Here is a 25,580-nt window from a genome sequence, read left to right as displayed (position 1 = left end):
ACACCCTCCGCTGTCATCGCCCGCCTTGACCGGGCATGACAGTGAGCGTGTGGAGGCGGCGCCAAAACAAATCCGCCGGAGGTTGCCCTCCGGCGGATCGTCTCAAGCAGCCTTGGCCAGCCTTACGCCTTCATGCTCGCCTTCACGGCTTCGGCCGTGATCGGCAGCGCCCGGACGCGGGCGCCGGAGGCGTTGAAGATGGCGTTGCCGATGGCGGGAGCCACCACCGTCACCGCGGGCTCGCCGACGCCGGTTGCCTTCTCGCCATTGGCGATCACGGCGACGGCGACTTCGGGCGTCTGGCTCATGCGCAAGGGCGTATAGCTGTCGAAATTGGTCTGCTCGATGCCACCGTCCTTGAGTGTCGCCTTCTCGTACATCGCCAGCGACAGGCCCCACAGCGCCGCACCCTCGACCTGGGCGCGGATGTTGTCGGGATGCACCTGGGTGCCGACGTCGGTTGCGACCGTGAGCTTCTTCACCGTCACCTCACCCGATGGCGCCACCGCGACATGGGCGACGCAAGCCGTCCAGCTCGCAGTCGCACGCTCCTGCGACGACACACAGGCCACACCCATGCCCTCGCCTTTCGGCAGCTGCTTGGTACCATAGCCGGACAATCCCATCGCGGCGAGCAGCGTGTTGCGCAGCCGCTGCCCGCCGCCGTCGTTCTTGCCGGCACCATCGAGCAGCGAGATGCGGAACTGCGCGGGGTCTTTGCCCGTCGCCGCCGCGATCTCGTCGATCATGCTTTCGACCGCCCAGAAGGTCCAGCCCGGCGCTACCGAACGGAGCTGGCCGGACGGCGTGGCGTTGTGCGCGAGCTCGTTCTTGATCGCGCGCACATAATGGTTGGGCACGGTGTAGAAGAAGTCGGCCCCGTTCACCGTGAAGGAATCGAGCGGGCCTTTCTTATCGACCGACGGCGTCAGGAAGTCCGGGATTCCCCAGCGCGCGGTCGGCCAGGCCGAGACCACGTCGTGGCTGATCGCAATGAGCTTGCCATCGCCGTCCACGCCGGCCTTGACCTTTTGATAGGTAAGCGGGCGCGAGAAATCCATCGTCATGTCGTTCTCGCGCGAATAGATCACCTTCACCGGCTTGCCGACCGCCTTTGCCGCCTGCACCGCCGGAATCATCATGTCGGCATCGAGACGCCGGCCGAATCCGCCGCCCAGCCACATCTGGTGCATGACCACGAATTTCGGATCGATCCCGGCTGCACCTGCGGCGATCGCGCCGGAGCGTGTCGCGAACTGGTTGCCGGAATAGATGTGCAGGATGTCGCCCTTGAACTCCGCTGTGGCGTTCATCGGCTCCAGCGGCGCGTGGATGTTGATGCTGGTGGTGTACTCGGCCTCCAACACCTTGGCGGCCGAACCGAGGGCTGCATTGGGATCGCCGTCCTTGACGAAGAACTGGCCGGAATCCTCTAACATCTGAAGCCGCTTGGCTTCATCGAGCAGCGACTGGCTCGACAGCTTGGCGTTCGGGCCATTGTCATAGGCGATCTTCAGCGCTTGCGCCGCCTTCTTGGCGTTGGCGTAGGTGCTGGCCACCGCGACGACCCAGCCCGATGTCGTTCCGGTCTTGTCGTCGAGCGTGACGGCCTTGATGAAGCCCGGCACCTTCTTGGCGCCGCTGTCGTCGACCGATTTCACCGTGGCGCCGAAGCGCACCGGCGGCGTGACCACCGCGCCATAGACCATGCCCGGCAACATCACGTCGATGCCGTACTTTGCCGTGCCATTGGTCTTCGAGGGGATGTCGAGCTGCGGCACCGACACGCCGATCATGGTGTATTGATCCGGCGTCTTCAGCTTGATCGCCTTCAGCTCATCCGGCGTGAAGGTTTTGGTCGCCTTGCCGCTCTTCACCACATCGGCGAACGACATCTGCTTCTTCGACTTCGGATGCACGATCATGGAATCGCGCACCACGAGCTCCGAGGCCGGCACACCCATGGCGGCGGCCGCGGCTTCCGTTAGTGCCATGCGGCCCGCAGCGCCCGCGCGGCTCATGGCGTCGAAGTTCATCATGGTCGACCAGCTGCCGCCGGTGATCTGCGCGCCCAGCACGGGATCGTTGAACTTCGGGTCGTTGGAGGCAAGCGACACGCGCATGTCGCTCCATTTCGCGCCCAGCTCCTCGCAGACGATCTGCGCCATGGTGGAGGCGATGTGCTGGCCCATATCGGCCTTGCCGCAGGTCACGGTGACGAGACCGTCCGGCGAGATCGCATACCAGACGCTCGGCTCGAAGTTCGAAGGCGCCGCAAGCGCGTCGCTGATGCCGGGCACGCCGGCGTAGCCGAGCACGAGACCCGTCGCGGCGGTGCCGACGAGGAAGGAGCGGCGGCTGAGATCGGTCGCCTCTGGGGCGACGTTGTTCACGTGCTTATTCATGTGGGCCTCCGTTCGGTGGCCGTGGATGCGGTGCGCATCTCGGACGCGGCCCGCATAATCGCCTTCTGGATCCTCGAATAGGTCATGCAGCGGCAGAGATTGCCATCCATGTGAGCGACGACCTCTTCCTTGGTCGGATTGGGATTTTTCGACAGCAGCGAGGCTGCCTGCATGATCTGCCCGGACTGGCAATAGCCGCATTGCGGCACCTGCTCGGCGATCCAGGCCTTCTGCAAGGGATGATCGCCCTTGGCGGAGAGGCCTTCGATGGTGGTGATCTTCTTGCCAGCGACGTCTCCGACCATGGTCTGGCACGAACGCACGGCTTCGCCGTTGACGTGCACGGTGCAGGCACCGCACAGCCCGGCGCCGCAGCCGAACTTGGTGCCGGTCATCTGCAATTGCTCGCGGATCGCCCAGAGGAGCGGCGTGTCGTTCGCCGCATCCACGGACAGACTCCGCCCGTTGATGGTGAGTGTTGGCATAGGCGTCTTCCCCTGCCGGTGCATGAAGCCGCTTACGGCGGCAACTTGTGCGGCGGACGCCCACCGGGCTGGCGTCGGCCTAGACGGCGAGCATGATCGCGTTCACGCGCGGAGGCAAATGCAATTTGGAATGGGTCGAAAAAACCAGCTCTGCACTTGCTCGTTGTGCGCCGCGCCAAGAACGCGGTGTAGCCACTGGACACAACAGCAAGCGCATCCGACATGCGTGCCATCGCATTCAGGCAGTTTCTTCCAGGTAACTTGGCGCGCTAGAGTGATGAAACGAAATGGCGGCGCAGTGTCCCTTCTCCCCTTGTGGGAGAAGGTGGCGCGAAGCGTCGGATGAGGGGTATCTCTCGGCTCGCGAGACCGTTTGTGAGGAGAGAACCCCTCACCCGGCTTCGCTCCGCGAAGCCACCCTCTCCCACAAGGGGCCCCACAAGGGGAGAGGGTGCACCGTTATCGCGGCGACGAGACCAGAAACAACAGGGCGGGAAGCAATGCCAAGGATCGATCGAGACGGCGTCGGGATCTACTATGAGGTTCACGGCAACGGGCCGCCGTTGCTGCTCACTCACGGCTATTCATCGACATCGGCGATGTGGCATGGGCAAATCGATGCGCTCGCGAAGAACCACAAGCTCGTGCTGTGGGACATGCGCGGCCACGGCCAGTCCGATTACCCCGATGATCCCGATGCCTACAGTGAAGCACTCACGGTCGGCGACATGGCGGCGATCCTCGACGATATCGGCACTGAGCGCGCCATCATCGGGGGTCTCTCGCTCGGCGGCTACATGTCGCTCGCGTTCTATCGCGCCTACCCACAACGCGCCCGCGCGCTGCTGATCATCGACACTGGCCCGGGCTTCAAGAAGGACGATGCGCGCGAGGCCTGGAACGCGCGCGCGCTTGCCACCGCCGACAGGCTCGACCGCGAAGGCCTCGACGTCCTCCAATCGGCGACGCGCGAGCGCGCCACCGCCAGCCATCGCAACGCCGACGGGCTAGCGCTCGCCGCACGCGGCATGCTGACCCAGCGCGACGCGCGCGTGATCGAGCTATTGCCCGACATCACGGTGCCGTCGCTGATCGTGGTCGGCGCCGACGACACGCCGTTCCTGGCGGCGTCCGACTATATGGCGGCAAAGATCCCCGGCGCACAAAAGGTCGTGATCCCCGCCGCCGGACACGCCGTCAACATCGATCAGCCCGAGGCTTTTGTTGACGCGATCGCGCCTTTCCTGAAGAACTTGCCGGGATAGACCGATCAAGCAAGGACGTAGGCAATGAAGCGGGCGATGCTGGCTGCTGGAACGATGTTGCTATCGATATCTGCGCAGGCCGAGCCGTTCGGCGCGGTGCCGCCGCGCCAGCCCTTCGTCGCAACCTTGTCGAACAACACGCCGCTCGCGTTCGGCATGGATGCCGAACAGACCGCCCGTGCCCTCGGCCAACCGCTGCAATATGTGCGCGGGCGTCCCGGCGACGAAATCTATCTTGCTTTGCGCAACATCGGCGGCAGCCGCTTGATCCCCAACCGCCACCGCCTGTTCCTGCAATTCCGTCACGGCCGGCTGGCAGGATGGAAGGAGGATTACGGCGAGAACTGGATGTGGGAGTGAGGTGGACCTCCTCATGGTGAGGAGCGGCGAAGCCGCGTCTCGAACCATGAAAGGCCCCGCGGCTACATCTCGGCCTGGCATCCTTCGAGACGCGCTGACGCGCTCCTCAGTATGAGGGGAGACAACTTTCGAATCGAAGACCAACCAAGAAGGACAACCCGCGTGGGACAAGACATCAAGCTGACGGCTTCGGACAATTTCCAGCTGGGCGCCTATCGCGCCGATCCCGCAGGCACGCCGAAAGGCGCGGTGGTGGTGATCCAGGAGATCTTTGGGGTCAATCACCACATCCGCTCGGTCTGCGACCGTCTTGCAGGAGAAGGCTATGTCGCGATCGCGCCGTCGATCTTCGATCGGACCGCGCCGAATTTCCAATCGGGCTATTCGCCCGACGAGATCGCGGAGGCGCGCAAATTCGTCGCCAATCCGGACTGGGCCGCGATGCTGCGCGACACCCAGGCGGCGATCGATGCAGCCAGAAGCGTAGGCCCGGTCGGCATCATCGGCTTTTGTCTTGGCGGCAGCATCGCCTTCCTCGCGGCGACGCGGCTGTCGGGTCTCAAGGCCGCGATCGGCTATTACGGCGGCGCAGTGGTGCGCTTCGCGGACGAGACGCCGAAGGTGCCGACGCAGCTGCATTTCGGCGAGAAGGATGCCGGCATTCCCCTGACCGACGTCGACGCCATCAAGGCGAAGCGGCCCGATATCGAAGTCTTCGTCTATCCGGGCGCGCAGCATGGCTTCCATTGCGACGAGCGGGCAAGCTACGACAAGGCCAGCGCCGACATCGCCTGGCCGCGCAGCATGGAGTTTTTCGCGAAGCATTTGAAGTAGAGCGCAGCATCCGTCATTCCGGGGCGCGCGGAGCGCGAGCCCGGAATCCGTTGTGCGTCAGAGTTCGTGGAAGATATGGATTCCGCGCTCGCGACGTTGTCGCGCCCCGGACATGACGGAGAGAGCGGAAATCGGGTGGCTGCATCAGGCCGCGCGGCGATAGAGCTGGCCGATCAAGCCAACTCGCTCCGGAGCTTCGCCATGCAGCAACCCATCACGCACCTCGTCCGCCGCAATCCGTTCGGAACCATGGACGTGCCAGAACCCGATGATTCCGAAGTGAGGAACTATGCTGCGACGGCCACGCTGTCCGGCGATGCCGCGGACGTCAACGCGGCGGCGTGGGCAATAGCCGCTTCGCCTTCTGATCCGCTCGAGGGCTGCTGGCAGAGCCGCTGGAATGGCGGCGCCGATCCGACCATTGCCGGCGATACATCGGACAGATGGAAAGAAGGGCACGCGGAAATCCGCATCACGGGAGGCCGCATCTACCTGCGCTTCGACTGGGACAACGGCCGCCGGCACGGGCTGATCGATGCGGCGCGGGAGGGCGCGGATCGCCTGGTTGGCAAGTACATCAACCTGACCACGCCCGCGATCACACGGCCATGGGTCGGGCGCGTGATCGACGATACGCGGATCGACGGGTGTTTTCCGAACGGGCGGCTGGATTTTCGAAGGTGAAATGCGGACGTAGCGCCCCCACTCTCACCATCGTCAATTCTGGGATGCGCCGACAGGCGCAGACCCGAAAAATCCATCGTGCCACGGAGTTGGTGGAGGAATGGATCCCGGACTCGCGCTCACGCGCGCCCCCGGAATGATGACAGAGATGGTTCGGCTGAAACCTAAAACCAGCGCTCGCCGACGAACACGGTGTCACCCGGCGCCAAGGGCGTGCCGAGCGGGACGATGGCGCGCAGAGCGCCGCCAGCTTCGGTGTGCGTGACCGTGACCACATCGCGCTTGGCGCGGGGCGAGAAGCCGCCGGCGATGGCGACCGCGCTTTCGACCGTCATGTTCGGCACGTAAGGATATTGGCCGGGCGCGAGGACCTCGCCGAGAATGAAGAACGGGCGATAGGCCTCGATCTCCACGGCGACCGAGGGCTCGCGGATATAGCCGTTGCGCAGGCGTGCGGCGATTTCGCCGGCAAGGCCCGCCGTGGTGCGTCCGCGCGCCGGCACCGCGCCGATCAGCGGCATAGTGATGGAGCCGCCGGCATCGATCGCATAGCTGTTGGTGAGACCTTCCTGGCCGTAGACCACGACGCGCAGCTTGTCGCCAGCATCGAGATGGTAGGAAGAGTCATAGCGCACCGGCGCCGCCCTGGGCGCGGCGTAGCCGACCGGCATGGGGGCGGGCGACGAGGCGAAGGAATTGCGCAGCGCGCCGATGGCGCCGCCACCGTCGGCGACGACAACGGGCTGCGGCGCGCTATAGGGCTGGCCATAGGCCATGGAGTCGAGGTCGGGGCGCGGCTGCATCACCGCGACAGGGCCGGCGGCCTGCATGCAGCCGCCAAGGGCAAGCGCGGCGGACGCTGCCAGGGACGCTGCCAAACTCGACCATCGAAACGCGCGTGCAACCGGCACCGGACCCATCCCTCGAAACGAGACAGCTCCCGTCTTGCACTGATTATGGTTAATAAAGCGTTTCGTACCCTCGCCTGGAGGTTGAGAGCGGGTTCCTGTGACCGTCCTTCAAGACGCCCGCTTTAGGCGGGCGTCTCAGGATAAGGGACGGAATGCGTGGCAGTAGCGTCAACCAGCACGGTGCTGCTTAGCCTCATCCAGAGGAGACCGCGAAGCGGTCGTCTCGAAGGACGAGGCGTGCGCTCCGGCATTGCCGGAAGTATACGCGATTGCTCTACCCTCCAAGGGAGGATAAGCGCAGCACGGTTCGACCACTTACAATTACGCGCCCACACCGACTCCAATCGGGCAGGACACGCCGGTGCCCCCTAAGCCGCAATAGCCGGCGGGGTTCTTCGCCAGATATTGCTGATGGTAGTCCTCGGCGAAATAGAATGCGCCGGCGGGCGCGATCTCGGTGGTGATGTCGCCGAGACCCTTTGCGGTAAGCGCCTTCTGATAGAGCGCTCTCGATTCATCGGCGGCCTTCTTCTGCGCGTCACTGAAGGTGTAGATCGCGCTGCGGTACTGCGTGCCGACATCGTTGCCTTGGCGCATGCCCTGCGTGGGATTGTGGCTCTCCCAGAACGTCTTCAAGAGCCTGTCGTAGGAGATCTTGTTGGGATCGAACACGACCAGCACCACTTCAGTGTGGGCGGTGCGGCCCGAACAGACCTCTTCATAAGTCGGGTTCGGCGTGTGACCGCCGGCATAGCCGACGGCAGTCACATGGACGCCATCGCCGAGCTCCCAGAACTTGCGCTCGGCGCCCCAGAAGCAGCCGAGGCCGAATACCGCCTGCTCGAGACCGGCGGGATAAGGCGGCTGCAGCTTCGCACCGTTGACGAAATGGGTGGTCGCAGTCGGGATGGCTTGCGCACGGCCCGGCAGCGCCTCAGTTGCGCTCGGCAATGCGGTGGTCTTGCGCATGAACAGCATGGTTGGGTCTCCGCAACGAGCCGACCGGTCCATGAGACAGGCGCTCAGGCGGCGAGCTCGCGATCAGTGGGGAATATAAGCATCTACGCAGCGAGAGGTAGCTCTGTTACGCCCCCCGCGCGCGCTCAATCCCGGGAATAGCCGATCAGCGGTTTCCGGGGGCGGAACAGGATCATCAGCAGGATGCCGAGAACGCCGAGGACGGCGAACACCGGCTGATCCAGCACCAGGCGGATCACCGAGGTCCAGAGCCAGGGCGCCTTGGCCTCGACCCAGGTCCGGAACGCGGTCTGGCTGGCCTGATTGATGTCGTTCCAGAACTGCCCGAACCGGGTGAACTTGAGGGTCTGGTCGGCCACCCAGCGGGCGCCGTCATAGACCATGAAAATGAACCCGCCGGCGAGCAGCAACAGCCCAATAAGTCGAAAAAAGCCGCGGATCATGCCTCACCTACGATGCTCGTCCGAGCGGACGGCGTTGCAGAACGTCGCCAGCCAATAGCCGGGCGACGGCAGAAATTCAACCTGTTCAGGGCCTTACGGCCGGCCTCCAGCCCGTTCGCGGCCGCTTTTCCAACTCCGAAAGCGTTGACGGTGCCGAAGACCCTCTCTATAAGGGCGCTAACTGGCGGTGGGCGCAATCCTGCCGCCGCTGTTCTTTGAGCAGTTGCAGGCACCTTGAGCTTAAGACTCTTTGGAGCCTCAGAGACGGCCGCAAGGCCGTCGCTCATGTTCCGGGAACGGCCCAGCAACCGAACACCCTAAATCCGAGCGTCGATTAAGCGGTCAAGCAGCCGGCGCTACCCGACCAAGACGCGACCGGTACCGCAAAGGACATTGAGACCATGGCCAATACCACTTCCGCCAAGAAAGCGACGCGCAAGATCGCCCGCCGCACCGCCGTCAACAAGTCGCGCCGCACTCAGATGCGCGGCGCCGTGCGCACCGTTGAGGAAGCCATCAACACCGGCGATCGCGCCGCTGCCGTGAAGGCGCTGGCGAATGCCGAGCCGGCCTTGATGCGTGCCGCCCAGCGCAACATCATTCACAAGAACAACGCCAGCCGCAAAGTCTCGCGCCTCACCGCGCAGATCGCCAAGCTCGCCAAGTAATCGCGCGGCGTAATCTGATCGGCCGACCCGATCAGCACGTCAAACAAAGCCCGGCCTCGCGCCGGGCTTTTTCGTTGGCTTCATATTCACGCAAGCAGTGACGCCATTGCTCGATCTTCGCATTGGAAGATCTGGATCGTCTGCGCTATTCTTCGTCCCGTAATTCTACCTGCAGATGTTCTGCAACAGCGGAAACTTTCACCGCGTTGCAAAAACCCCTGCGCTGCCGGCCCGAATTGAATCCGCGAGCGACGAAAGTTCTACACACCGTAGATTCACAGGAACGCACGTCGGCGTGGAGTTACCCTGCAAAACGAGACTCAAAAAACGATGTCTCGCTAATCACTTATCGACATAGTGATCGCAAGCGTTTGGAAAAATCGCCGGCACGTCAGGGGCGTGACGAATTTGTTAAAAAAAATTGGCAGTGGCGGAGAATTTGTCACATGAGGCGCGGCGTTCTCGATTCTGTGCACGAATCCAAAAACTTGCTTCGGAGCCTGTGAACAACTCGGGCGCGCCATTAACGCAGATCAAGTTTTTTGATGCCTCAAGTGTGAATCAATTCGATTGCGAGTCTTTCCGCTTAGTGTATTCCTTAAGTCGTCAGCGGCGCCCACGATCTTGAGACCAGCGCGGTTTAGGAAACGGGGCGAGCGTGCAAATCGGCGGCGATGGGCACGTAGGCGACGCTTCAACAAGCGATGTCGGTGCAAAACCCATAGCAATATGGGAATGGTAGTTTTTTGTCTGAATGTCTCCAAGCGGGATCTTCCCGCCTCGCGCCAAGCGCTCACGAGAGACATCGCAAGGCTACCCCGGCTCGCAAGGCGGCGACGTCGAGCGGACGACGAGTATAGACGGGCAGGGCATCCGCGACTGGGGCTTTCAGGTGCGGCTGTCTTTCACACGCAGGACCTTGTCGTGAGCAATCACGGCGGGACGGGGAGGTATCATGTCCTACGGATTCAACGCGGTATTGACACAGTGTCCATCTTGCGGCGATGCCGTCTCCGATCCGTCATACGGCCAGCCTCCCACGTGTGAGAGCGCGCAGAGTACGCGCTGACCTCGCGACCCCCTTCATCTCTGACATCGCTGATCGGACGCGGCGTTCTCGCCGGACGGTCGAGCCATGCCTGACGATGGACTCGCTTGAGGTCGTGCCATTCCAGGGATTCCGGCAGGAACCCTGCATGGCGCTCACAACGCAACCTTATCTCTCAAGAGAAGTTTTTCAGACGATGACAATGGAACAGGATCGCTGGTCACGCGTGAAGGGTCGGCTGCGCTCGAGCGTTGGCGAAGACGTTTACACGAGCTGGTTTGCACGCATGGATCTGGAAGGCGTGCAGGACGAGAGCGTGCGGCTCTCGGTCCCGACTCGCTTCCTGAAGAGCTGGATTCAGGCCCATTACGCCGAGCGCGTGCTGTCGTGCTGGCAGGCCGAGATGCCGGAAGTGCATCGCATCGATCTCACGGTCCGCTCGGCGGTGCGCCCGCTGGCGCAGCCGAAGGAGGCGCCCGCCCCGGTCGAGGCGCGCCGCACGCCGGCGCCGGAGCTGCGCTCGACCGCGACCGCGCCGGTCTCGGCCAATCATGACGCGCTCGGCGGCTCGCCGCTCGATCCGCGCCTGACCTTCGCGAGCTTCGTCGTCGGCCGCTCCAACACGCTGGCGCATGCAGCCGCTCGCCAGGTCGCCGAAGGACGCCGCGGCGACCCCGTTATGTTCAACCCACTCTACATCCATGCCGGCGTCGGCCTCGGCAAGACGCATCTCCTGCAGGCGGTGACCTGGGCCGGCAATTCCGGCAACGAGCGTAAGGTGCTGTATCTCACTGCGGAGAAATTCATGTACGGCTTCGTCGCCGCGCTGAAGACGCAGACGGCGCTGGCCTTCAAGGAAGCGCTGCGCGGCATCGACGTGCTCGTCATCGACGATCTCCAGTTCCTGCAAGGCAAGTCGACCCAGGCCGAGTTCTGCCACACGCTGAACGCGCTGATCGACGCCGGCCGCCAAGTCGTGATCGCGGCCGACCGTCCGCCGTCCGACCTCGAGAGCCTGGACGATCGCGTCCGCTCGCGGCTCGCCGGCGGCCTCGTGGTCGAGATGGGCTCGCTCGGCGAGGAGCTGCGGCACGGCATTCTCAAGTCGCGTGTCGCGGCGGCCCGCGCCCACCATGCAACTTTCGAGGTGCCCGAGGAGGTGCTGCACTATCTGGCGCGCACCATCACACACAACGGCCGCGACCTCGAAGGCGCGATCAACCGTCTGCTGGCGCATTCGAAACTCAACAACCGGCCGGTGACGTTGGAAATGGCCGAGCACGAGGTGCGCGACCTGGTCCGGCCGCAGGAGCCCAAGCGCATCAAGATCGAGGACATCCAGCGCGTGGTGGCGCGGCAGTATAACGTGAGCCGCTCCGATCTCTTGTCCTCGCGTCGCACCGCCAACGTGGTCCGCCCGCGCCAGGTGGCGATGTATCTCGCCAAGACGCTCACCCTGCGCTCGCTGCCCGAGATCGGCCGCCGCTTCGGCGGACGCGATCACACCACGGTGCTGCATGCGGTGCGCAAGATCGAGGCGCTGGTTTCCAAGGACACCGCGCTGTCCGAGGAAGTGGAATCGCTGAAGCGCCAGCTTCAGGAATAAACGCCTAGAGCTCCCGCCATGCTCCCGCCGCCCCGGCCAGGCCTGGGCGGCGGCCTTCGTTCTGGGCGGTAAATCGTGGGGGAACTGCCTCCGATCCCTTGAATCCGGAGGCCATCCGCGCCACCTTGCGCGACCCTGACAGCTTTGGTCATATCGGCAGGATGATCCGGCTTTTTGGGGTCTTCGGTGCCGTGGCGCGCGTCCCGCCGCCCGGCCTTCTCATCTTGGGGATCGGGCGAGTAGTGCAATGAAGGTTACGGTTGAACGCGCGCAACTCCTGAAGTCGCTGGGCCATGTCCATCGCGTGGTCGAGCGCCGCAACACGATCCCGATCCTCGGCAACGTGCTGGTTCGCGCCGAGAGCGCGAAATTGTCGCTGAAGGCGACCGACCTCGACCTCGAGGTGACCGAGACGCTGCCGGCGGAGACCGCAACCGCGGGCTCCACCACCGTGCCGGCGCACATGTTCTACGACATCGTGCGCAAGCTGCCGGACGGCTCGCAGATCGTGCTGGAGGCCGACGGCGACCGTGCGGTGCTGGCGATCCGCGCCGGCCGCTCGCGCTTCACGCTGCAGACCCTGCCGGAGAACGACTTTCCGGATCTCGCCGCCGGCGACATGTCGCACTCGTTCTCGCTCGCCGCCAAGGACGTCAAGCGGCTGATCGACCGCACCCAGTTCGCGATCTCGACGGAAGAGACGCGCTACTATCTCAACGGCATCTATCTGCATGCGGCCGGCACGCCTAAGGCCGCGACCCTGCGCGGCGTCGCCACCGACGGCCATCGCCTCGCCCAGCTCGACCTGGTTCAGCCCAAGGGTGCCGAGGGCATGCCCGGCGTGATCGTGCCGCGCAAGACCGTCGGCGAGGTGCAGCGCCTGATCGAGGACACCGAGGCGGAGATGACGATCGAGCTGTCACAGGCCAAGATCCGCTTCACCATCGGCAACGTGGTGCTGACCTCGAAGCTGATCGACGGCACCTTCCCCGACTACGGCCGCGTCATCCCGCAAGGCAACGACAAGGAGCTCGTCGTCGACAAGAAGGATTTTGAGAACGCGGTCGACCGTGTCTCGACGATTTCGAGCGAGCGCGGGCGAGCGGTAAAACTTTCGCTGTCGGCGGGCAAGCTGGTGCTGTCGGTGACCAATCCGGATTCCGGCAGCGCGACCGAGGAGCTGGAGGTCGAATACGCCTCCGATGCCCTCGATATCGGCTTCAACTCCCGCTACCTGCTCGATATCGCCGCCCAGATCGAAGGCGACGTCGCAACGCTCCGGCTCGCCGACCCCGGCTCGCCCACCCTGGTGCAAGACCGCGACGACAAGAGCGCGCTGTACGTGCTGATGCCGATGCGGGTGTGAGGGAGGTGGCTCTCGGCCCCGAAATCCTTCGTGAGCCAGGCGCGACGCGCATTATTGCGCCCTCTCCCCTTGTGGGAGAGGGCAGCTCCGCTGGCAGATATACATTCGGTCGGGTGAGGGGTTAGTGCCGCAAGAGCCGTCCCATCGGCCGGTCCCCAAACATCTCCGCGCGTTTGCGAAGAATATGCGGCGCGAGCCGACCGATGCGGAAGGCGCGATGTGGCGGCTGCTCAGGGAGCGACGCCTGTCGGACTTCAAGTTTCGCCGGCAAGTCCCGTTCAAGAATTACATTCTCGACTTCGTCTGCTTCGAGAAGCGTCTTGTGATCGAGATCGACGGAAGCCAGCACGTTGAATCGCAACGCGATGCAGCTCGTGAAGCCGCGCTCTCCGCGGAAGGTTTCTCTATAGCGCGCTATTGGAATAATGACGTGCTACAGCAGCCCGCCTCTGTATTGGAGGACATCCTTGCAAAGCTTGCCGGGCGGTAACATACCCCTCACCCGTCGCCTCACTACGTGAGGCGCCACCCTCTCCCACAAGGGGAGAGGGGAAGAATCCCGTTCACGACGAAGAACTGATGACCCCCTCCCGCATTCATCGCCTGACGCTGACGCATTTTCGCAATTACCGGGCGGCGGGGCTCGAGACGGCGGCTGACATGGTGGCGCTGGTCGGGCCGAACGGGGCGGGCAAGACCAATTGCATCGAGGCGATCTCGTTCCTGTCGCCGGGGCGCGGCCTGCGCCGGGCGAGGCTGGAAGATGTCGCCGACAACCAGGGCGACGGCTCCTGGGCGGTGTCGGCGCAGGTCGAGGGCGCGCTCGGGCTCGCCACGCTCGGCACCGGCATCGATGCGCCGCGGCCCGACAGCTCCGTGAGCCGGCGCTGCCGTATCGACCGCGAGCCGGTCAATTCCGCCGCTTCGTTCGGCGACCACATCCGCATGGTGTGGCTGACGCCGGCGATGGACAGCCTGTTCATGGGCGCGGCCTCCGAGCGACGGCGCTTCTTCGACCGCCTGGTGCTCGCCATCGACCGCGACCATTCCAGCCGTATCGCGGCGCTGGAGCGTTCCTTGCGTTCGCGCAACCGCCTGCTCGAGACGCGCAATTACGACGACCATTGGTGTGACGCGATCGAGCGCGAGACCGCCGAGCTTGCGGTCGCGGTCGCCGCAATGCGCGGACAGACCGCGGCACGGCTGACCGGCATGCTCAATGCGCGCGCGCAGGCCTCCGCCTTCCCGTCGGCGCACATCGCGCTCGACGGCTGGATGGAGAACGCGCTGCTTAGCGAGACCGCGACGTCGGTCGAGGACCGCTACCGCCAGATCCTGCGCGATAACCGTCCGCGCGATGCCATCGCCGGCCGCACCACCGACGGCCCGCATCTCACCGACCTCCAGGTGGTCTATGCGCCCAAGAGCATGCCGGCGCGCGACGCCTCGACCGGCGAGCAGAAAGCACTGCTGATCGGTCTCGTGCTGGCGCATGCGAGTCTGGTTGCCGAGATGACTGGCATCGCGCCGCTGCTGCTGCTCGACGAAGTCGTCGCGCATCTCGATCCGAACCGGCGCGCGGCGCTGTTCGAGGAGCTGAAAAAGCTCGGCGCGCAGGTCTGGCTGACCGGCGCGGACCCCGCTGCCTTCGCCGAGATCGGCGCCAGCGGCGAAGTCTTTGACGTCGAAAACGGACGAGTCTCTGCCCGAAGCCAAAAGCGGCATTGAACGCCCTTCCGGGCCCGTAAACGCCTCCCCGAATCGCGCTTTTTTTGAGGCTTGGAATCGGCTCTCACGAGCCTTGAAAATCGGTCGAAAAACCCTATCTGCTCAAAGGGTTGCGACAGCATACTTTGCGCTAGGCGCAAACCCTCTTTCATGGCACAAATAGCCCGCAAATCAGCGCCTTTTGCGCCGCTGATTCGGGCGACATCTCGAAGGCCTCTCATGACAGAACCTGCTCGGCAGTCCGCTGCCGAAAACGAGCTCTCCAACGCGAGCGATTACGGCGCGGAATCGATCCGCGTGCTCAAGGGTCTCGACGCCGTCCGCAAGCGCCCGGGCATGTATATCGGCGACACCGACGACGGCTCGGGCCTGCACCACATGGTCTACGAGGTCGTCGACAACGCGATCGACGAGGCACTCGCGGGCCACGCGACGCGCGTCGACGTCATCCTCAATGCCGATAATTCCGTCACGGTGCGCGACGACGGCCGCGGCATTCCGGTTGACATCCACAAGGGCGAAGGCATCTCGGCGGCCGAGGTCATCATGACCCAGCTCCATGCCGGCGGAAAGTTCGACCAGAATTCCTACAAGGTCTCCGGCGGCCTGCACGGCGTCGGCGTCTCCGTCGTCAACGCGCTGTCCAGCAAGCTGGGCTTGCGGATCTGGCGCGACAACAAGGAGCACTACATCGAGTTCGCCCATGGCGATGCCGTCGCACCGCTCAAGGTCGTCGGCGATGCCCCAGGCAAGCGCGGCACCGAGGTGACGTTCCTCGCCTCGACCGAGACGTTCAAGAACATCGAATATGATTTCGCCACGCTCGAGCACCGGCTGCGCGAGCTCGCCTTCCTCAATTCCGGCGTCAACATCGCCCTCTCCGACATGCGCCACGCGGTCGAGAAGCGCGAGGAGATGCACTATTCCGGCGGCGTCGAGGAGTTCGTCAAATATCTCGACCGCAACAAGAAGGCGATCGTGCCGGCGCCGATCATGGTGCGCGCGGAAGCCAACGGCATCGGCGTCGAGGCCGCGCTGTGGTGGAACGACAGCTACCACGAGAATGTGCTGTGCTTCACCAACAACATCCCGCAGCGTGACGGCGGCACCCATCTGGCCGGTTTCCGCGGCGCGCTGACGCGCCAGGTCAACGGCTATGCCGAGGCCAACGCCAAGAAGGAAAAGATCGCGCTGACCGGGGACGATTGCCGCGAAGGCCTCACCGCCGTGCTATCGGTGAAGGTGCCCGACCCGAAATTCTCGTCGCAGACCAAGGACAAGCTGGTGTCCTCGGAGGTGCGTCCCGTGGTCGAGAACATCCTCAACGAGGCGCTCCAGGCCTGGTTCGAGGAGCACCCGAGCGAAGCCAAGGTGATCGTCGGCAAGGTGATCCAGGCGGCCGCGGCCCGCGAGGCTGCGCGAAAGGCGCGCGAGCTGACCCGCAAGAGCCCGCTGTCGGTCTCCTCGCTGCCCGGCAAGCTCGCCGACTGCCAGGAAAAGGACCCGGCCAAATCCGAACTCTTCATCGTCGAGGGTGACTCGGCAGGCGGCAGCGCCAAGCAGGGCCGCAACCGCGAATTCCAGGCGGTGCTGCCGCTGCGCGGCAAGATCCTCAACGTCGAGCGCGTCCGTCCCGATAAGATGCTGTCGTCGGAGCAGATCGGCACGCTGATCACCGCGCTGGGCACCGGCGTCAGCGACGAGTTCTCGATCGAGAAGCTGCGCTATCACAAGATCATCGTGATGACGGACGCCGACGTCGACGGCGCCCACATCCGCACGCTGCTGCTCACCTTTTTCTATCGCCAGATGCGCGACATCATTGACGGCGGCTATCTCTACATCGCCCAGCCGCCGCTCTATAAGGTCTCCAGAGGCAAGTCCGAGCAATATCTGAAGGACGAACGCGCGCTGGAGGATTATCTGATCGACACCGGCCTCGATGATTGCGTCTTCGTTCCCGGAACCGGCGGCGACCGTACGGGCCGCGACCTGCGCTCGCTGGTCGACGACGCCCGCGTGGTCCGCAGCATTTTGCGCAACCTGCACAGCCGCTACAACCGCAAGGTCATCGAGCAGGCCGCCATTACCGGCGTGCTGAACAAGGCGATCTACGGCGATCCCGAGAAGGCCGCGGCTGCGGCGCAATACATTGCGGGCCGGCTGGACAACCAGGCCGAGGAGGTCGAGCGCGGCTGGGTCGGGCAATATGTCGAGGGCCAGGGCTTTCAGTTCGAGCGCACGGTGCGCGGCGTCAAGGAAGCCGCTGTGATCGACGACGCCTTCCTGGGGTCCGCCGAGGCCCGCAAGCTCGACGAGTACACGGTAAAGCTTCAAGATGTTTATGCCCGCCCAGGCAAGCTGCGGCGCAGAGATGTCGAGCACATGGTCTACGGTCCGGTCGATCTGTTCGAGGCCGTCACCGACGCCGGCCGCAAGGGCATCACGCTCCAGCGCTACAAAGGCCTCGGCGAGATGAACCCGGAACAGCTCTGGGAAACGACGCTGAACACCGACGGGCGCTCGCTGCTCCAGGTGAAGGTCAAGGAGGTCGACGAGGCCGACGACATCTTCACCAAGCTGATGGGCGACGTGGTCGAGCCGCGCCGCGACTTTATCCAGGAACATTCGCTCAGCGCGACGATCGATATCTGAGGCGTGCTGCGCTTTGGCGCTCGGTGCGGGCACACCTCTCCTTGGCGCTCGGTGCGGGCACACCTCTCCCCGGCGGAAAGGTGAACCTGCCCACCTGCCATCGCGACGAAGTGGCATGAACCGTTGGCCGGTGCGGCCATTCTCGGCACCGGCGCCATTGCGATCGAGATCTCCTTCGTCATGATCGGTGCGCTGATCCTGATCGCAATTCTCTATCTGGTCGGCAATATCATCGGCCTGCTTTGAGCCTTTCGGGGGCTGACGGACGGACGTCAGCGGCAGCAAGCGCAATTGCTCCCGCACTCAATTCGCTGTAGTTTCCGGCTCGAAAACCGCCCCCCACCAACAAGACAGCGAGACCCCATTTGGCGCCCATCCAATACATCGTCGAGGGCGGTCACCGGCTCTCGGGCTCGATCGAGCCGTCCGGGAACAAGAACTCGGCGCTGCCGATCATCGCGGCCGCGCTGCTCACCGAGCAACCGGTGACGCTTCAGAACGTGCCGCGGATCCGCGACACCGAGACACTGGTCGAGCTGGTCCGCTCGGTCGGTGCCGCGGCGGAGTGGACCGAGCGGAATACGCTGCACATCCACGCCAAGAGCATCCGTGCCGCCGATCTCGACCCGGAGCTGTGCGTGCGCATCCGCGCCTCGATCCTGCTCGCAGGTCCTCTGCTCGCCCGCTGCGGCGAAGTGATGCTGCCGCCGCCCGGCGGCGACGTCATCGGCCGGCGCCGGCTCGACACCCATGTGCTGGCGCTGCAACAGCTCGGTGCCAAGGTGACCGCAACCGACCGGCTCGAATTCCGCGCGCCAAAGCTCGCCGGTGCGGACGTATTTTTGGATGAGCCGAGCGTCACCGCGACCGAGAACGCGCTGGTCGCGGCGGTCTCCGCCGACGGCGTCACCTATTTGCGTAATGCCGCGTCCGAGCCGCATGTGCAGGACCTCGCCAACTTCCTGGTCGCGCTCGGCGCGAAGATCGAGGGCATTGGCACCAATACCATGATCGTGCACGGTCAGGCCACGCTGGGCGGTGCGACCTACAGGATCCAGCCCGACCATATCGAGGTCGGCTCGCTCATCGGGCTTGCGGCGGTGACGCGTTCATCCTTACGCATCACCCGTGCCGGCGTCGAGCATCTGCGCTCGATCCGCATGGGGTTTGAGCGGCTCGGCATCCTCTGCCGCGTCGAGGGCGACGACCTCATCGTGCCCTCGAACCAGACGCTGAAGATCCAGGACGATTTCGGCGGCCACGTGCCCAAGCTGGAGGACCAGCCCTGGCCGGCCTTCCCGGCCGATCTAATGTCGATCGCGATCGTCACCGCCACGCAATGCGAGGGCGTGATCCTGATGTTCGAGAAGATGTTCGAATCGCGGATGTTCTTCGTCGACAAGCTGATCGCGATGGGCGCGCGCATCGTTCTGTGCGATCCGCACCGCGCCATCATCGCCGGTCCTAGCCGTCTGCGCGGCGCATCGATGATCTCGCCCGACATCCGCGCCGGCATGGCCATGCTGCTCGCGGCCGTCTGCGCAGAGGGCACCTCCACCATCAACAACGCCGACCAGATCGAGCGCGGCTACGAGCGCATCGAGGAACGCCTGAACGCGCTCGGCGCCAAGATCAAGCGCGTGCCGGAGAGGAAGGGGTGATTTTTTCTTCCCTTCTCCCCTTGTCGGAGAAGGTGGCGCGAAGCGCCGGATGAGGGGTTCTATCGGTGAACTAAACTCTGATTTGAATTCGCGGAGAGAGACCCCTCACCCGTCTCGCCGCTATCGCGGCGAGCCACCCTCTCCCACAAGTGGAGAGGGGAAAAACGCAGGCCATGTTTTCGACGTGTGGCTGTGCTAAGGACGGCCATGCTCGACACCGTCCATCATTCGCAGCCGCAAGCCGGCGTGCCGTCAAATCATCTCGCCGTGGAATTCGCCGAGACGTTGCGGTTGGCTGTTCCGCTGATGCTGACCCAGCTCGGGCAGATCGCGATGATCACGACCGATCTGGCGATGATCGGCCGGCTCGGCGAGGACGCGGTGGCCGCGGCGGCGCTGGCGCATACGGTCTATTTCGTCAGCTTCACCTTCGGGCTCGGATTGATGTCGGCGGTGTCGCCGCTCGCCGCGCAGGCGTTTGGCGCCGGCGACGTCAGGCTGATACGCCGCTCCTTGCGCGTTGGGCTGTGGGTCGCGCTGCTGATCTCGCTGCCGATGATGGCCTCGCCGCTTTATGGCGAGCACATCCTGCTCGCGCTCGGGCAAGCGCCGGATTCGGCCGCGCTGGCGCAGCGCTACCTCAACGGATTGGCCTGGGGCATTGCGCCGGCGCTCGGCTTCATCGCGCTGCGCAGCATGATGAGCGCGGTGAACCGGCCGCAGGCGCCGCTGTGGATCACGCTCGCCGCGATTCCCGCCAATGCCGCGCTGGTCTACGTCCTGATCCACGGTCTGTTCGGCCTGCCAAAGCTCGGGCTGTTCGGCGCGGGGCTTGCGACCACGCTGGTCAATCTCGGCACCTTCCTCGCCGCGCTCGCCATTGCCGCATGGCGAAAACCGTTCGCAGACTATCACCCGCTCGCCCGACTGTGGCGGATCGACTGGCCCTTGATGCGCCAGCTCATCGCGATCGGCGCGCCGATCTCGTTCGCGCTGCTGATGGAATACGGCCTGTTCTCCTCGGCGGCGCTGCTGATGGGACTGATCTCGACCACCGCGCTCGCCGCGCATCAGATCGCGCTCCAGGTCACCGCCGTGCTGTTCATGGTGCCGCTCGGCATCGGCATGGCCGCCACCGTGCGGGTCGGCCACGCCTTCGGTCGCCACGACCCGCTCGCGGTGAACCGCGCAGGGCTGGTCGCGGCCGTGCTCGGAATCGTCCTGATCTCCGCGCTGACGGTCGCCATCATCCTCGGCCGCTACCAGCTCGGACGGCTGTTCTTCGGCAGCAGCGAGACAAGCGCGGCAACCGTCGAGCTGACGGCGACACTGCTGGTGGTCGGCGCGACCTTCTTCATCGCCGACGGCCTCCAGACCATCATGGGCGGCGCGCTGCGCGGCATCAACGACACCCGGATGACGCTGCTGTTCGCGGTGATCGGCTATTGGTGCGTCGCCTTCCCGATCGCCTGGCTGCTGGCTTTCAACGCCGCCCTTGGCGCAGTCGGCGTCTGGATCGGGTTCTCGGTCGGGACCTTCGTCTATGCCGGTCTCCTGATCTTGCGCTTCCGCACGCTGACGCGCAGATTGGCGGGATGATCGGGACAGTCCGCGAAGTCACCCCCAATGTCGATGCCGGCACGCTGCTGTCAGGCGCGCAGTTCGTCGACGCGTTTCGCGTCGAGATCGGCGCTGCGACCGTGAATGCCCGTGAGGCCTGCATCCGGATGGTGCTGCACGGGCCGCGCTGGATCGGTGTGCTGATTCGCCTGCGCAACATCCTGGTGACGCCGTTCGTGCTGAAAACATCGGGCGAAGGCGCTCCGGCGCCGGGCGGGATGATCGGCCTGTTTCCAGTGCGGAGCGAAACACCGGAGCGGCTGATCGCGGGCTTTGACGATTCTCACTTGAACTTCCGCATCGTCGTCGACGTCAGCGGCGATGCCGCAAGCCGGCACGTAACATTGACCACACTGGTGCAGACGCACAATCGATTCGGCCGGACCTATCTCACCCTCATCAAGCCATTCCACAAGCTCGTGGCGCGCAGCATGATGGGATGCATCGTGGAGCCGGCTCGATGAGGGGATAAGGGTTTACCCTCGCGAAAGCACGATATCGAACCTGAACACGCGATGACGACTTTGATCCTGCGAAGAAACGGACGCGATCAGCAGATCAGGACGGAGTGCGGCATTGAGCAGCCGGTCACTCGCGTTCAAGAGCTCGTCGGGGAAATACATTTGAGTGATGAGCCGTTCAAATTGCCCGTGAACTTCAAAATGAATGTGCGGCGGACGCTTCCAGTCCGGACCTGCGGGATAGGCACCCGGTTTCACTGTCTTGATGCGATAGCTTCCATCCGCGCCCGACCGAACGTCGGCATTGCCGACGAAATTCGGATCCAGCGGGGCTGGGTTGGTGTCGTCAGGATGGGTATAGCGGCCAAAGGTGTTGGCTTGCCAGATCGTCACGCTCGCGCCGGAGACAGGCTCACCCTCGCGATTGAGGATGCGGCCGGCCACTTCGATGATTTCCCCTTGCGCGATCCCGTTCGCTCCTTCGATTGCGGTCAGGTCGCAGCGTTCGACATGACGGCGTCCAAGCGGGAAGTATGGACCTAATATCTGGTCCGGCGTTCGGTGCCTCGCGATGCGATTGGCGGGCAAGTCCGGCGGCGTGGTCATGAGCTTCAATCCTCCGGTGAAAACCCGGAAGTCTGGACAATGGGTCCCCAGCGCTCGAAATCCAACCTGATCAGCTGCGCAAAATCCTCCGGCGTGAGGGCCATCGCATCGACGGCGAGTTTAGCCAGGCCCGTCCGAAACGCCTCAGTATTGACTGCCATGCGGATAGCGCCGTTGAGGCGGCTCACGGTCTCGGGCGGAGTGCTCGCCGGGACAAATACGCCGAACCATTCGGTCGCTTCCAGACCAGGATATCCGGCTTCCCGAACCGTCGGCAGATCGGGAAGCAGGGGTGATCGCTGAAGCCCCGTTGTGGCTAGCGCCCGAATAGCGCCGGATTGCACGTGCGGCAACGCCGTACCGATAGGATAGATCGTCGCGGCAATGCGGCCTCCTATGAGGTCCTGAATACCGGCTGGTCCGGCATAAGGCAGATGCACAAATTGAAAATCGCCTGCCTTGGCCAGGCTCACGCCGGTAAAATGCAGCATCGAACCCGCTGCAGCCGTGCCATAAGTCGCCAAATTCGGATTGGTCCTGCACCACCGGACGAAATCCGCAAGCGACCTCACGTCGGAGGGCACCAATGGTCCTGCGGTGATCAAGAAGGGAAATGAGCAAACCGTACTGACCGGAGCGAAGTCCTTGAAGGCGTCGTAGGAGAGCTTCTTGTAGACATGGGGAAATACTGTGATGGCGGACGCCGGTGTCAGGATCATCGACGTGCCGTCGGCCGGACCGGTCTTGAGAGCGCCAAGCGCGACACGACCGCCCGCGCCGTTGCGATTGTCGACGATGAATGAAGCTGGATAATCCTTCATTCCGCCGGCAAGCATACGCGCGATCACGTCGATGGCGCCGCCCGCGCCAAATCCGACCAGCAAACGTGCCACATTGTGGCTGGTTTGCGCCCGCGCTGAAAACGGTAAGCCCGCAAACACCGAAGCAAGAGCACTACCGCAGGCCAGCGATATGGCCGTCCGTCGCGTCGTCATCGGGACCTCCGTCGACCTCGTGTCGTGTACCCGCCCACTCTGGTCGATGAGCCCCTTATCTGGTAGGCTAAATCTCACGACATCCCTGTAACCTCTCGGTTAAGGCCTTGCCTCGCATGCACCACCGGCCCGACCGCGTCGCCAGCCTGATCAAATTGCGTGACCTCCGCATCTTGATGGCGATCGCCGACAGCGGCAGCATGGCAAAAGCAGCGGCCAAACTCGGGATCTCGCACCCGGCGATCTCAAAGACGGTATCGGATCTCGAAGGTACCCTCGGCGTCCGATTGCTGGACCGCGGATCGCAAGGGACCGAGCTGACACCGCATGGCGAAGTTCTGCTTCGATGCGGCATCAATATATTCGATGAGATGCAGCAGGGTCTCCGTTCCCTGGAATATCTATCCGATCCGACTATCGGCCAGGTCAGATTGGGGTGCACCGACATCATCCTGAACAGCCTGGTGCCGCCGATCGTCCGGAGATTTTCGAAGCAATATCCCGGCGTGCAATTGGAGGTGAACCTCGCAAATCCCGGAGAGCATCAGATCCAACAGTTGCGCGAGCGTAGGATAGATCTGCTGATTACGAGGGCGACAGGAGTGCGGGAAGGCTTCCATTCCGAGGCTCTTTTCGAAGAGCCTTTTGTCTTTGTCGTGGGCGCAAACAGCGGATTCGCGCAAAACCGGCGGACGACCCTCAAGGACATCATGACATCGAATTGGGTTCTGCCCTCCTATGACAGCGCGCCGGGCGCGCTCGTCGCAGCGGTCTTTCAGGCGAATGGGCTTGCACCGCCGAAGCCGCTGGTGATGACGATAGCCATTCAGCTGACGGTGTCGCTAATCGCCAGCGGTGACTTTGTTGGAATTCTTCCGAAATCCGTCGCGGCACTAAGTGCACATCGAGCTGCCCTGAGAATTTTGCCGATGAAAGACACGGGGCCGCGAATTTCGGCGGAAATCGTGGTCTTGAAAGGCCGGACGCTCAGCCCGGCCGTCAGCGCATTTGTACGCTGCGCACGAGATGTCACGACGTCGCTTGTTGGAAAGACTTGAGCGCGTCGTTATGCGATGCAATCGTCCGTCGAGTTCACGTCGGCTGACCGATACCCAGGAGGTTACCTTCGCTGTCGCGAAACCACGCACCCCGCTCTCCTATTCCTTTGCTGGGATAATTCCCGGCAATCTCCGCGATCCCATCAACCGTCTTCAGGCCGGGCAGATCGTACTCCTCGAATTCGACCCCGCGCGTGCGAAGCTCGCGTACCGTTGCCTCGATGTTCTCGACTTCCCAGCCCATCTGTGTGTGTGTGCCGGATTGCATTCCGGCTGAGATGAATATCGCAAACTCGCCTCCCGCGCAGACATAGCGCAGCCCGCCCACACGCTCTTCAACCGGCTCGAGCCCGAGTTTCTCGGAGTAGAACGCCCGCGCGCGGTTTAGGTCTTTGGCCGGAAGCCGGGTTGCTACCTTTGCGTTCCCTAACATGCTCTCTCCTTCCTTTTTCTTCCTGTCCTGCAAGCATGGTTCGTAGCTGAACGTATTCGCTTTTGCTGCCGGAGGCCCACGCTACGAGGACATACCCTAACTCATTCCGCCAACCGCGCCGGCTTGTCGGCCGCAGCCTCCGACCATTCGCCGACAACGCGGTCGAGATCGCAAAGGTTCTGGTGCATCTGCTCCAGCGAGAACCCGAGCGCGAAGAAGCGCTCGGCGGTATCGCTGGGCTGGCCGCGGATCAGGCCGTCGTGGCGAACGGCGGCGACGGCCTCCGCGTAGTGCTGGAGCGCGACGTGGACGGGATGGATCGGCGGCGCACCGGCGCCCTCGCGCAAGGCGGCGGCGGCCGAGCGCAGGAAACGCGCGATCACCGTCGAGACCTCCATCAGCGGGGCGGCGAGCCGCATCTGCACTTCGGCCGGCAGCGGCACCACGGTGGCGCGGCCGATCATCACGACGTCATGCCGTAACCGCAGGATGGTTCGCAGCAAGGGACCGGTGTCCGGCCCGCTCGACAGACGCGCGGCGCGCTCGCGCTCGGCTTCGGCGCCAATGGCGTTGAGGCTGACCATGGCAGCGCCGATGCCGTCCTGGATCCGGTGCAGGGCATCGTTGTCGCGCCCGCGCGTGAGGCCCGCGAGCAGCTCGGTAAAGGCATCGGCGATCAGCTCGAGCAGTTTTGCTGCGCTGGCGCGGATCTGCCGCACCGCGCGCGACGGCAGCACCAGGAACGAAACGAGCAGCCCCGTGATGGCGCCGACCGCGACCTCGCTGACGCGATCGATCGCCGAGGTCATGGGATCGGAGTGATGCATGGTCGGAACCAGAAGCACGATCACGGCCGTGACCGTCGCGGCGCTGAGGCTCGGATTGATCGCGGCGATGAAGGCGAGCGGGGCGACCGAGAGCACCAGAAGCCCCAACAGGCCCGCTTCGCTGGAGTACGGGATCAGGATCGCGATGGCGCCGCCATAGATGGCGCCGCCGATGGTACCGAGCATGTAGTCGCGCGTCGCCTTCAGCGAGCGGCCGACGCTCATCTGCGTCACGATCAGTGAGGTTAGCACTGCCCAGAGCGGCAAGAGCAGATGCAGCGCGGTGGCGATGGCATAGGCCGCGACCGCCGCCACGGTGACCCGGATCGCCAGCCCCAATTGCGTCCGTCGTGACCGGATCCGGTCGAACAGCTCTCTTGCGCGTGTCATCGTCAACGTCCCGGTCCAATCCTCTTGAGCCAGGCAAAAGCATGGCTGATGCCCGCCCCCGCATGGCCGCTTGAAAGGCGAAATCAGCCCGCC

Annotated in this window: 24 protein-coding genes; 15 read left to right on the top strand and 9 right to left on the bottom strand. The window is 64.0% G+C overall.

The features are described 5' to 3' along the window. Positions 1 to 122: 122 nt before the first annotated feature. A complete protein-coding gene (locus IVA87_RS18900) occupies positions 123 to 2,405 on the bottom strand; it encodes a molybdopterin cofactor-binding domain-containing protein (protein ID WP_247334546.1) in 2,283 nt (760 codons plus the stop codon). Then, positions 2,402 to 2,890: a (2Fe-2S)-binding protein gene (locus IVA87_RS18895; RefSeq protein ID WP_247282023.1), complete on the bottom strand. Its 489-nt coding sequence runs from the start codon at positions 2,888 to 2,890 to the stop codon at positions 2,402 to 2,404. The genes IVA87_RS18900 and IVA87_RS18895 overlap by 4 nt, the downstream gene beginning before the upstream one ends. Before the next feature lie 500 nt (positions 2,891 to 3,390). Between IVA87_RS18895 and IVA87_RS18890 the strand changes: the two genes are divergently transcribed. The 4 genes from IVA87_RS18890 to IVA87_RS18875 all read left to right on the top strand — a co-directional run bounded on the left by IVA87_RS18890 (position 3,391) and on the right by IVA87_RS18875 (position 6,033). Next, complete coding sequence (locus IVA87_RS18890) at positions 3,391 to 4,155, top strand: alpha/beta fold hydrolase (protein ID WP_247303772.1); 765 nt, start codon at positions 3,391 to 3,393, stop codon at positions 4,153 to 4,155. Between the two features lie 24 nt (positions 4,156 to 4,179). Further along, entirely contained in the window at positions 4,180 to 4,515 is a 336-nt protein-coding gene (locus IVA87_RS18885; protein WP_247303773.1) for a hypothetical protein, read from the top strand. Positions 4,516 to 4,677: 162 nt separating this feature from the next. Beyond that, positions 4,678 to 5,349: a dienelactone hydrolase family protein gene (locus IVA87_RS18880; protein ID WP_247303775.1), complete on the top strand. Its 672-nt coding sequence runs from the start codon at positions 4,678 to 4,680 to the stop codon at positions 5,347 to 5,349. 75 nt (positions 5,350 to 5,424) lie between these two features. Continuing rightward, positions 5,425 to 6,033, top strand: a complete 609-nt coding sequence (locus IVA87_RS18875; protein ID WP_247303776.1) for a hypothetical protein — start codon at positions 5,425 to 5,427, stop codon at positions 6,031 to 6,033. Positions 6,034 to 6,197: 164 nt separating this feature from the next. Here the strand turns inward: IVA87_RS18875 and IVA87_RS18870 are convergent, their stop codons facing one another. The 3 genes from IVA87_RS18870 to IVA87_RS18860 form a co-directional block, all read right to left on the bottom strand. Beyond that, entirely contained in the window at positions 6,198 to 6,944 is a 747-nt protein-coding gene (locus IVA87_RS18870; RefSeq protein ID WP_247334543.1) for a polysaccharide biosynthesis/export family protein, read from the bottom strand. A gap of 321 nt (positions 6,945 to 7,265) precedes the next feature. After that, positions 7,266 to 7,922, bottom strand: a complete 657-nt coding sequence (msrA, locus tag IVA87_RS18865) for a peptide-methionine (S)-S-oxide reductase MsrA (RefSeq protein ID WP_247303778.1) — start codon at positions 7,920 to 7,922, stop codon at positions 7,266 to 7,268. Between the two features lie 125 nt (positions 7,923 to 8,047). After that, positions 8,048 to 8,365, bottom strand: a complete 318-nt coding sequence (locus IVA87_RS18860; RefSeq protein WP_008540289.1) for a hypothetical protein — start codon at positions 8,363 to 8,365, stop codon at positions 8,048 to 8,050. A gap of 401 nt (positions 8,366 to 8,766) precedes the next feature. Between IVA87_RS18860 and rpsT the strand changes: the two genes are divergently transcribed. The 10 genes from rpsT (at position 8,767) to IVA87_RS18815 (ending at position 21,181) form a co-directional block, all read left to right on the top strand. Continuing rightward, positions 8,767 to 9,033 (top strand): 30S ribosomal protein S20, encoded by a 267-nt coding sequence (rpsT, locus tag IVA87_RS18855; protein ID WP_247303779.1) that lies wholly within the window; start codon positions 8,767 to 8,769, stop codon positions 9,031 to 9,033. A 1,244-nt stretch (positions 9,034 to 10,277) separates the two neighbouring features. Beyond that, positions 10,278 to 11,687 carry a chromosomal replication initiator protein DnaA gene (dnaA, locus tag IVA87_RS18850; RefSeq protein ID WP_247282031.1) on the top strand — a complete coding sequence of 470 codons (1,410 nt, stop codon included), beginning with the start codon at positions 10,278 to 10,280 and terminating at the stop codon, positions 11,685 to 11,687. Between the two features lie 247 nt (positions 11,688 to 11,934). Further along, the gene (gene dnaN / locus IVA87_RS18845) at positions 11,935 to 13,053 is read left to right on the top strand and encodes a DNA polymerase III subunit beta (RefSeq protein WP_247303780.1); all 1,119 of its coding nucleotides are present in this window, start codon (positions 11,935 to 11,937) and stop codon (positions 13,051 to 13,053) included. A gap of 124 nt (positions 13,054 to 13,177) precedes the next feature. Then, positions 13,178 to 13,543, top strand: coding sequence for a DUF559 domain-containing protein (locus tag IVA87_RS18840; protein WP_247303781.1), 366 nt, complete (start codon positions 13,178 to 13,180; stop codon positions 13,541 to 13,543). 89 nt (positions 13,544 to 13,632) lie between these two features. Next, complete coding sequence (recF, locus tag IVA87_RS18835; RefSeq protein WP_247303782.1) at positions 13,633 to 14,781, top strand: DNA replication/repair protein RecF; 1,149 nt, start codon at positions 13,633 to 13,635, stop codon at positions 14,779 to 14,781. Between the two features lie 219 nt (positions 14,782 to 15,000). Next, positions 15,001 to 17,436: a DNA topoisomerase (ATP-hydrolyzing) subunit B gene (gene gyrB / locus IVA87_RS18830; RefSeq protein WP_247303784.1), complete on the top strand. Its 2,436-nt coding sequence runs from the start codon at positions 15,001 to 15,003 to the stop codon at positions 17,434 to 17,436. A gap of 123 nt (positions 17,437 to 17,559) precedes the next feature. Beyond that, the gene (locus IVA87_RS35155; protein WP_256466489.1) at positions 17,560 to 17,682 is read left to right on the top strand and encodes a hypothetical protein; all 123 of its coding nucleotides are present in this window, start codon (positions 17,560 to 17,562) and stop codon (positions 17,680 to 17,682) included. Positions 17,683 to 17,801: 119 nt separating this feature from the next. Further along, positions 17,802 to 19,097, top strand: a complete 1,296-nt coding sequence (gene murA, locus IVA87_RS18825) for a UDP-N-acetylglucosamine 1-carboxyvinyltransferase (RefSeq protein WP_247303785.1) — start codon at positions 17,802 to 17,804, stop codon at positions 19,095 to 19,097. A gap of 207 nt (positions 19,098 to 19,304) precedes the next feature. Then, complete coding sequence (locus IVA87_RS18820; RefSeq protein WP_247303787.1) at positions 19,305 to 20,696, top strand: MATE family efflux transporter; 1,392 nt, start codon at positions 19,305 to 19,307, stop codon at positions 20,694 to 20,696. After that, a complete protein-coding gene (locus IVA87_RS18815; protein ID WP_247334542.1) occupies positions 20,693 to 21,181 on the top strand; it encodes a DUF2867 domain-containing protein in 489 nt (162 codons plus the stop codon). The genes IVA87_RS18820 and IVA87_RS18815 overlap by 4 nt, the downstream gene beginning before the upstream one ends. 12 nt (positions 21,182 to 21,193) lie before the next feature. Here the strand turns inward: IVA87_RS18815 and IVA87_RS18810 are convergent, their stop codons facing one another. Together IVA87_RS18810 and IVA87_RS18805 are read right to left on the bottom strand one after the other, a co-directional pair. Further along, complete coding sequence (locus IVA87_RS18810; RefSeq protein ID WP_247303792.1) at positions 21,194 to 21,784, bottom strand: protocatechuate 3,4-dioxygenase; 591 nt, start codon at positions 21,782 to 21,784, stop codon at positions 21,194 to 21,196. A 5-nt stretch (positions 21,785 to 21,789) separates the two neighbouring features. Then, a complete protein-coding gene (locus IVA87_RS18805; protein WP_247303794.1) occupies positions 21,790 to 22,779 on the bottom strand; it encodes a tripartite tricarboxylate transporter substrate-binding protein in 990 nt (329 codons plus the stop codon). A gap of 116 nt (positions 22,780 to 22,895) precedes the next feature. Between IVA87_RS18805 and IVA87_RS18800 the strand changes: the two genes are divergently transcribed. Continuing rightward, entirely contained in the window at positions 22,896 to 23,837 is a 942-nt protein-coding gene (locus IVA87_RS18800; RefSeq protein WP_247303797.1) for a LysR family transcriptional regulator, read from the top strand. Between the two features lie 34 nt (positions 23,838 to 23,871). Here the strand turns inward: IVA87_RS18800 and IVA87_RS18795 are convergent, their stop codons facing one another. Both IVA87_RS18795 and IVA87_RS18790 read right to left on the bottom strand, forming a co-directional pair. Then, on the bottom strand, positions 23,872 to 24,303 hold the full coding sequence (locus IVA87_RS18795; protein WP_247334541.1) for a VOC family protein: 432 nt from the start codon (positions 24,301 to 24,303) through the stop codon (positions 23,872 to 23,874). Between the two features lie 68 nt (positions 24,304 to 24,371). Then, on the bottom strand, positions 24,372 to 25,487 hold the full coding sequence (locus IVA87_RS18790) for an FUSC family protein (protein WP_247303801.1): 1,116 nt from the start codon (positions 25,485 to 25,487) through the stop codon (positions 24,372 to 24,374). Positions 25,488 to 25,580 lie beyond the last annotated feature (93 nt).

Origin of the sequence: Bradyrhizobium sp. 147, assembly GCF_023073935.1 — a bacterium.
Classification (GTDB): Bacteria; Pseudomonadota; Alphaproteobacteria; order Rhizobiales; family Xanthobacteraceae; genus Bradyrhizobium.
The sequence above is the reverse complement of the archived record's forward strand: the minus strand, read 5'-3'. Positions and strand labels throughout refer to the sequence as shown.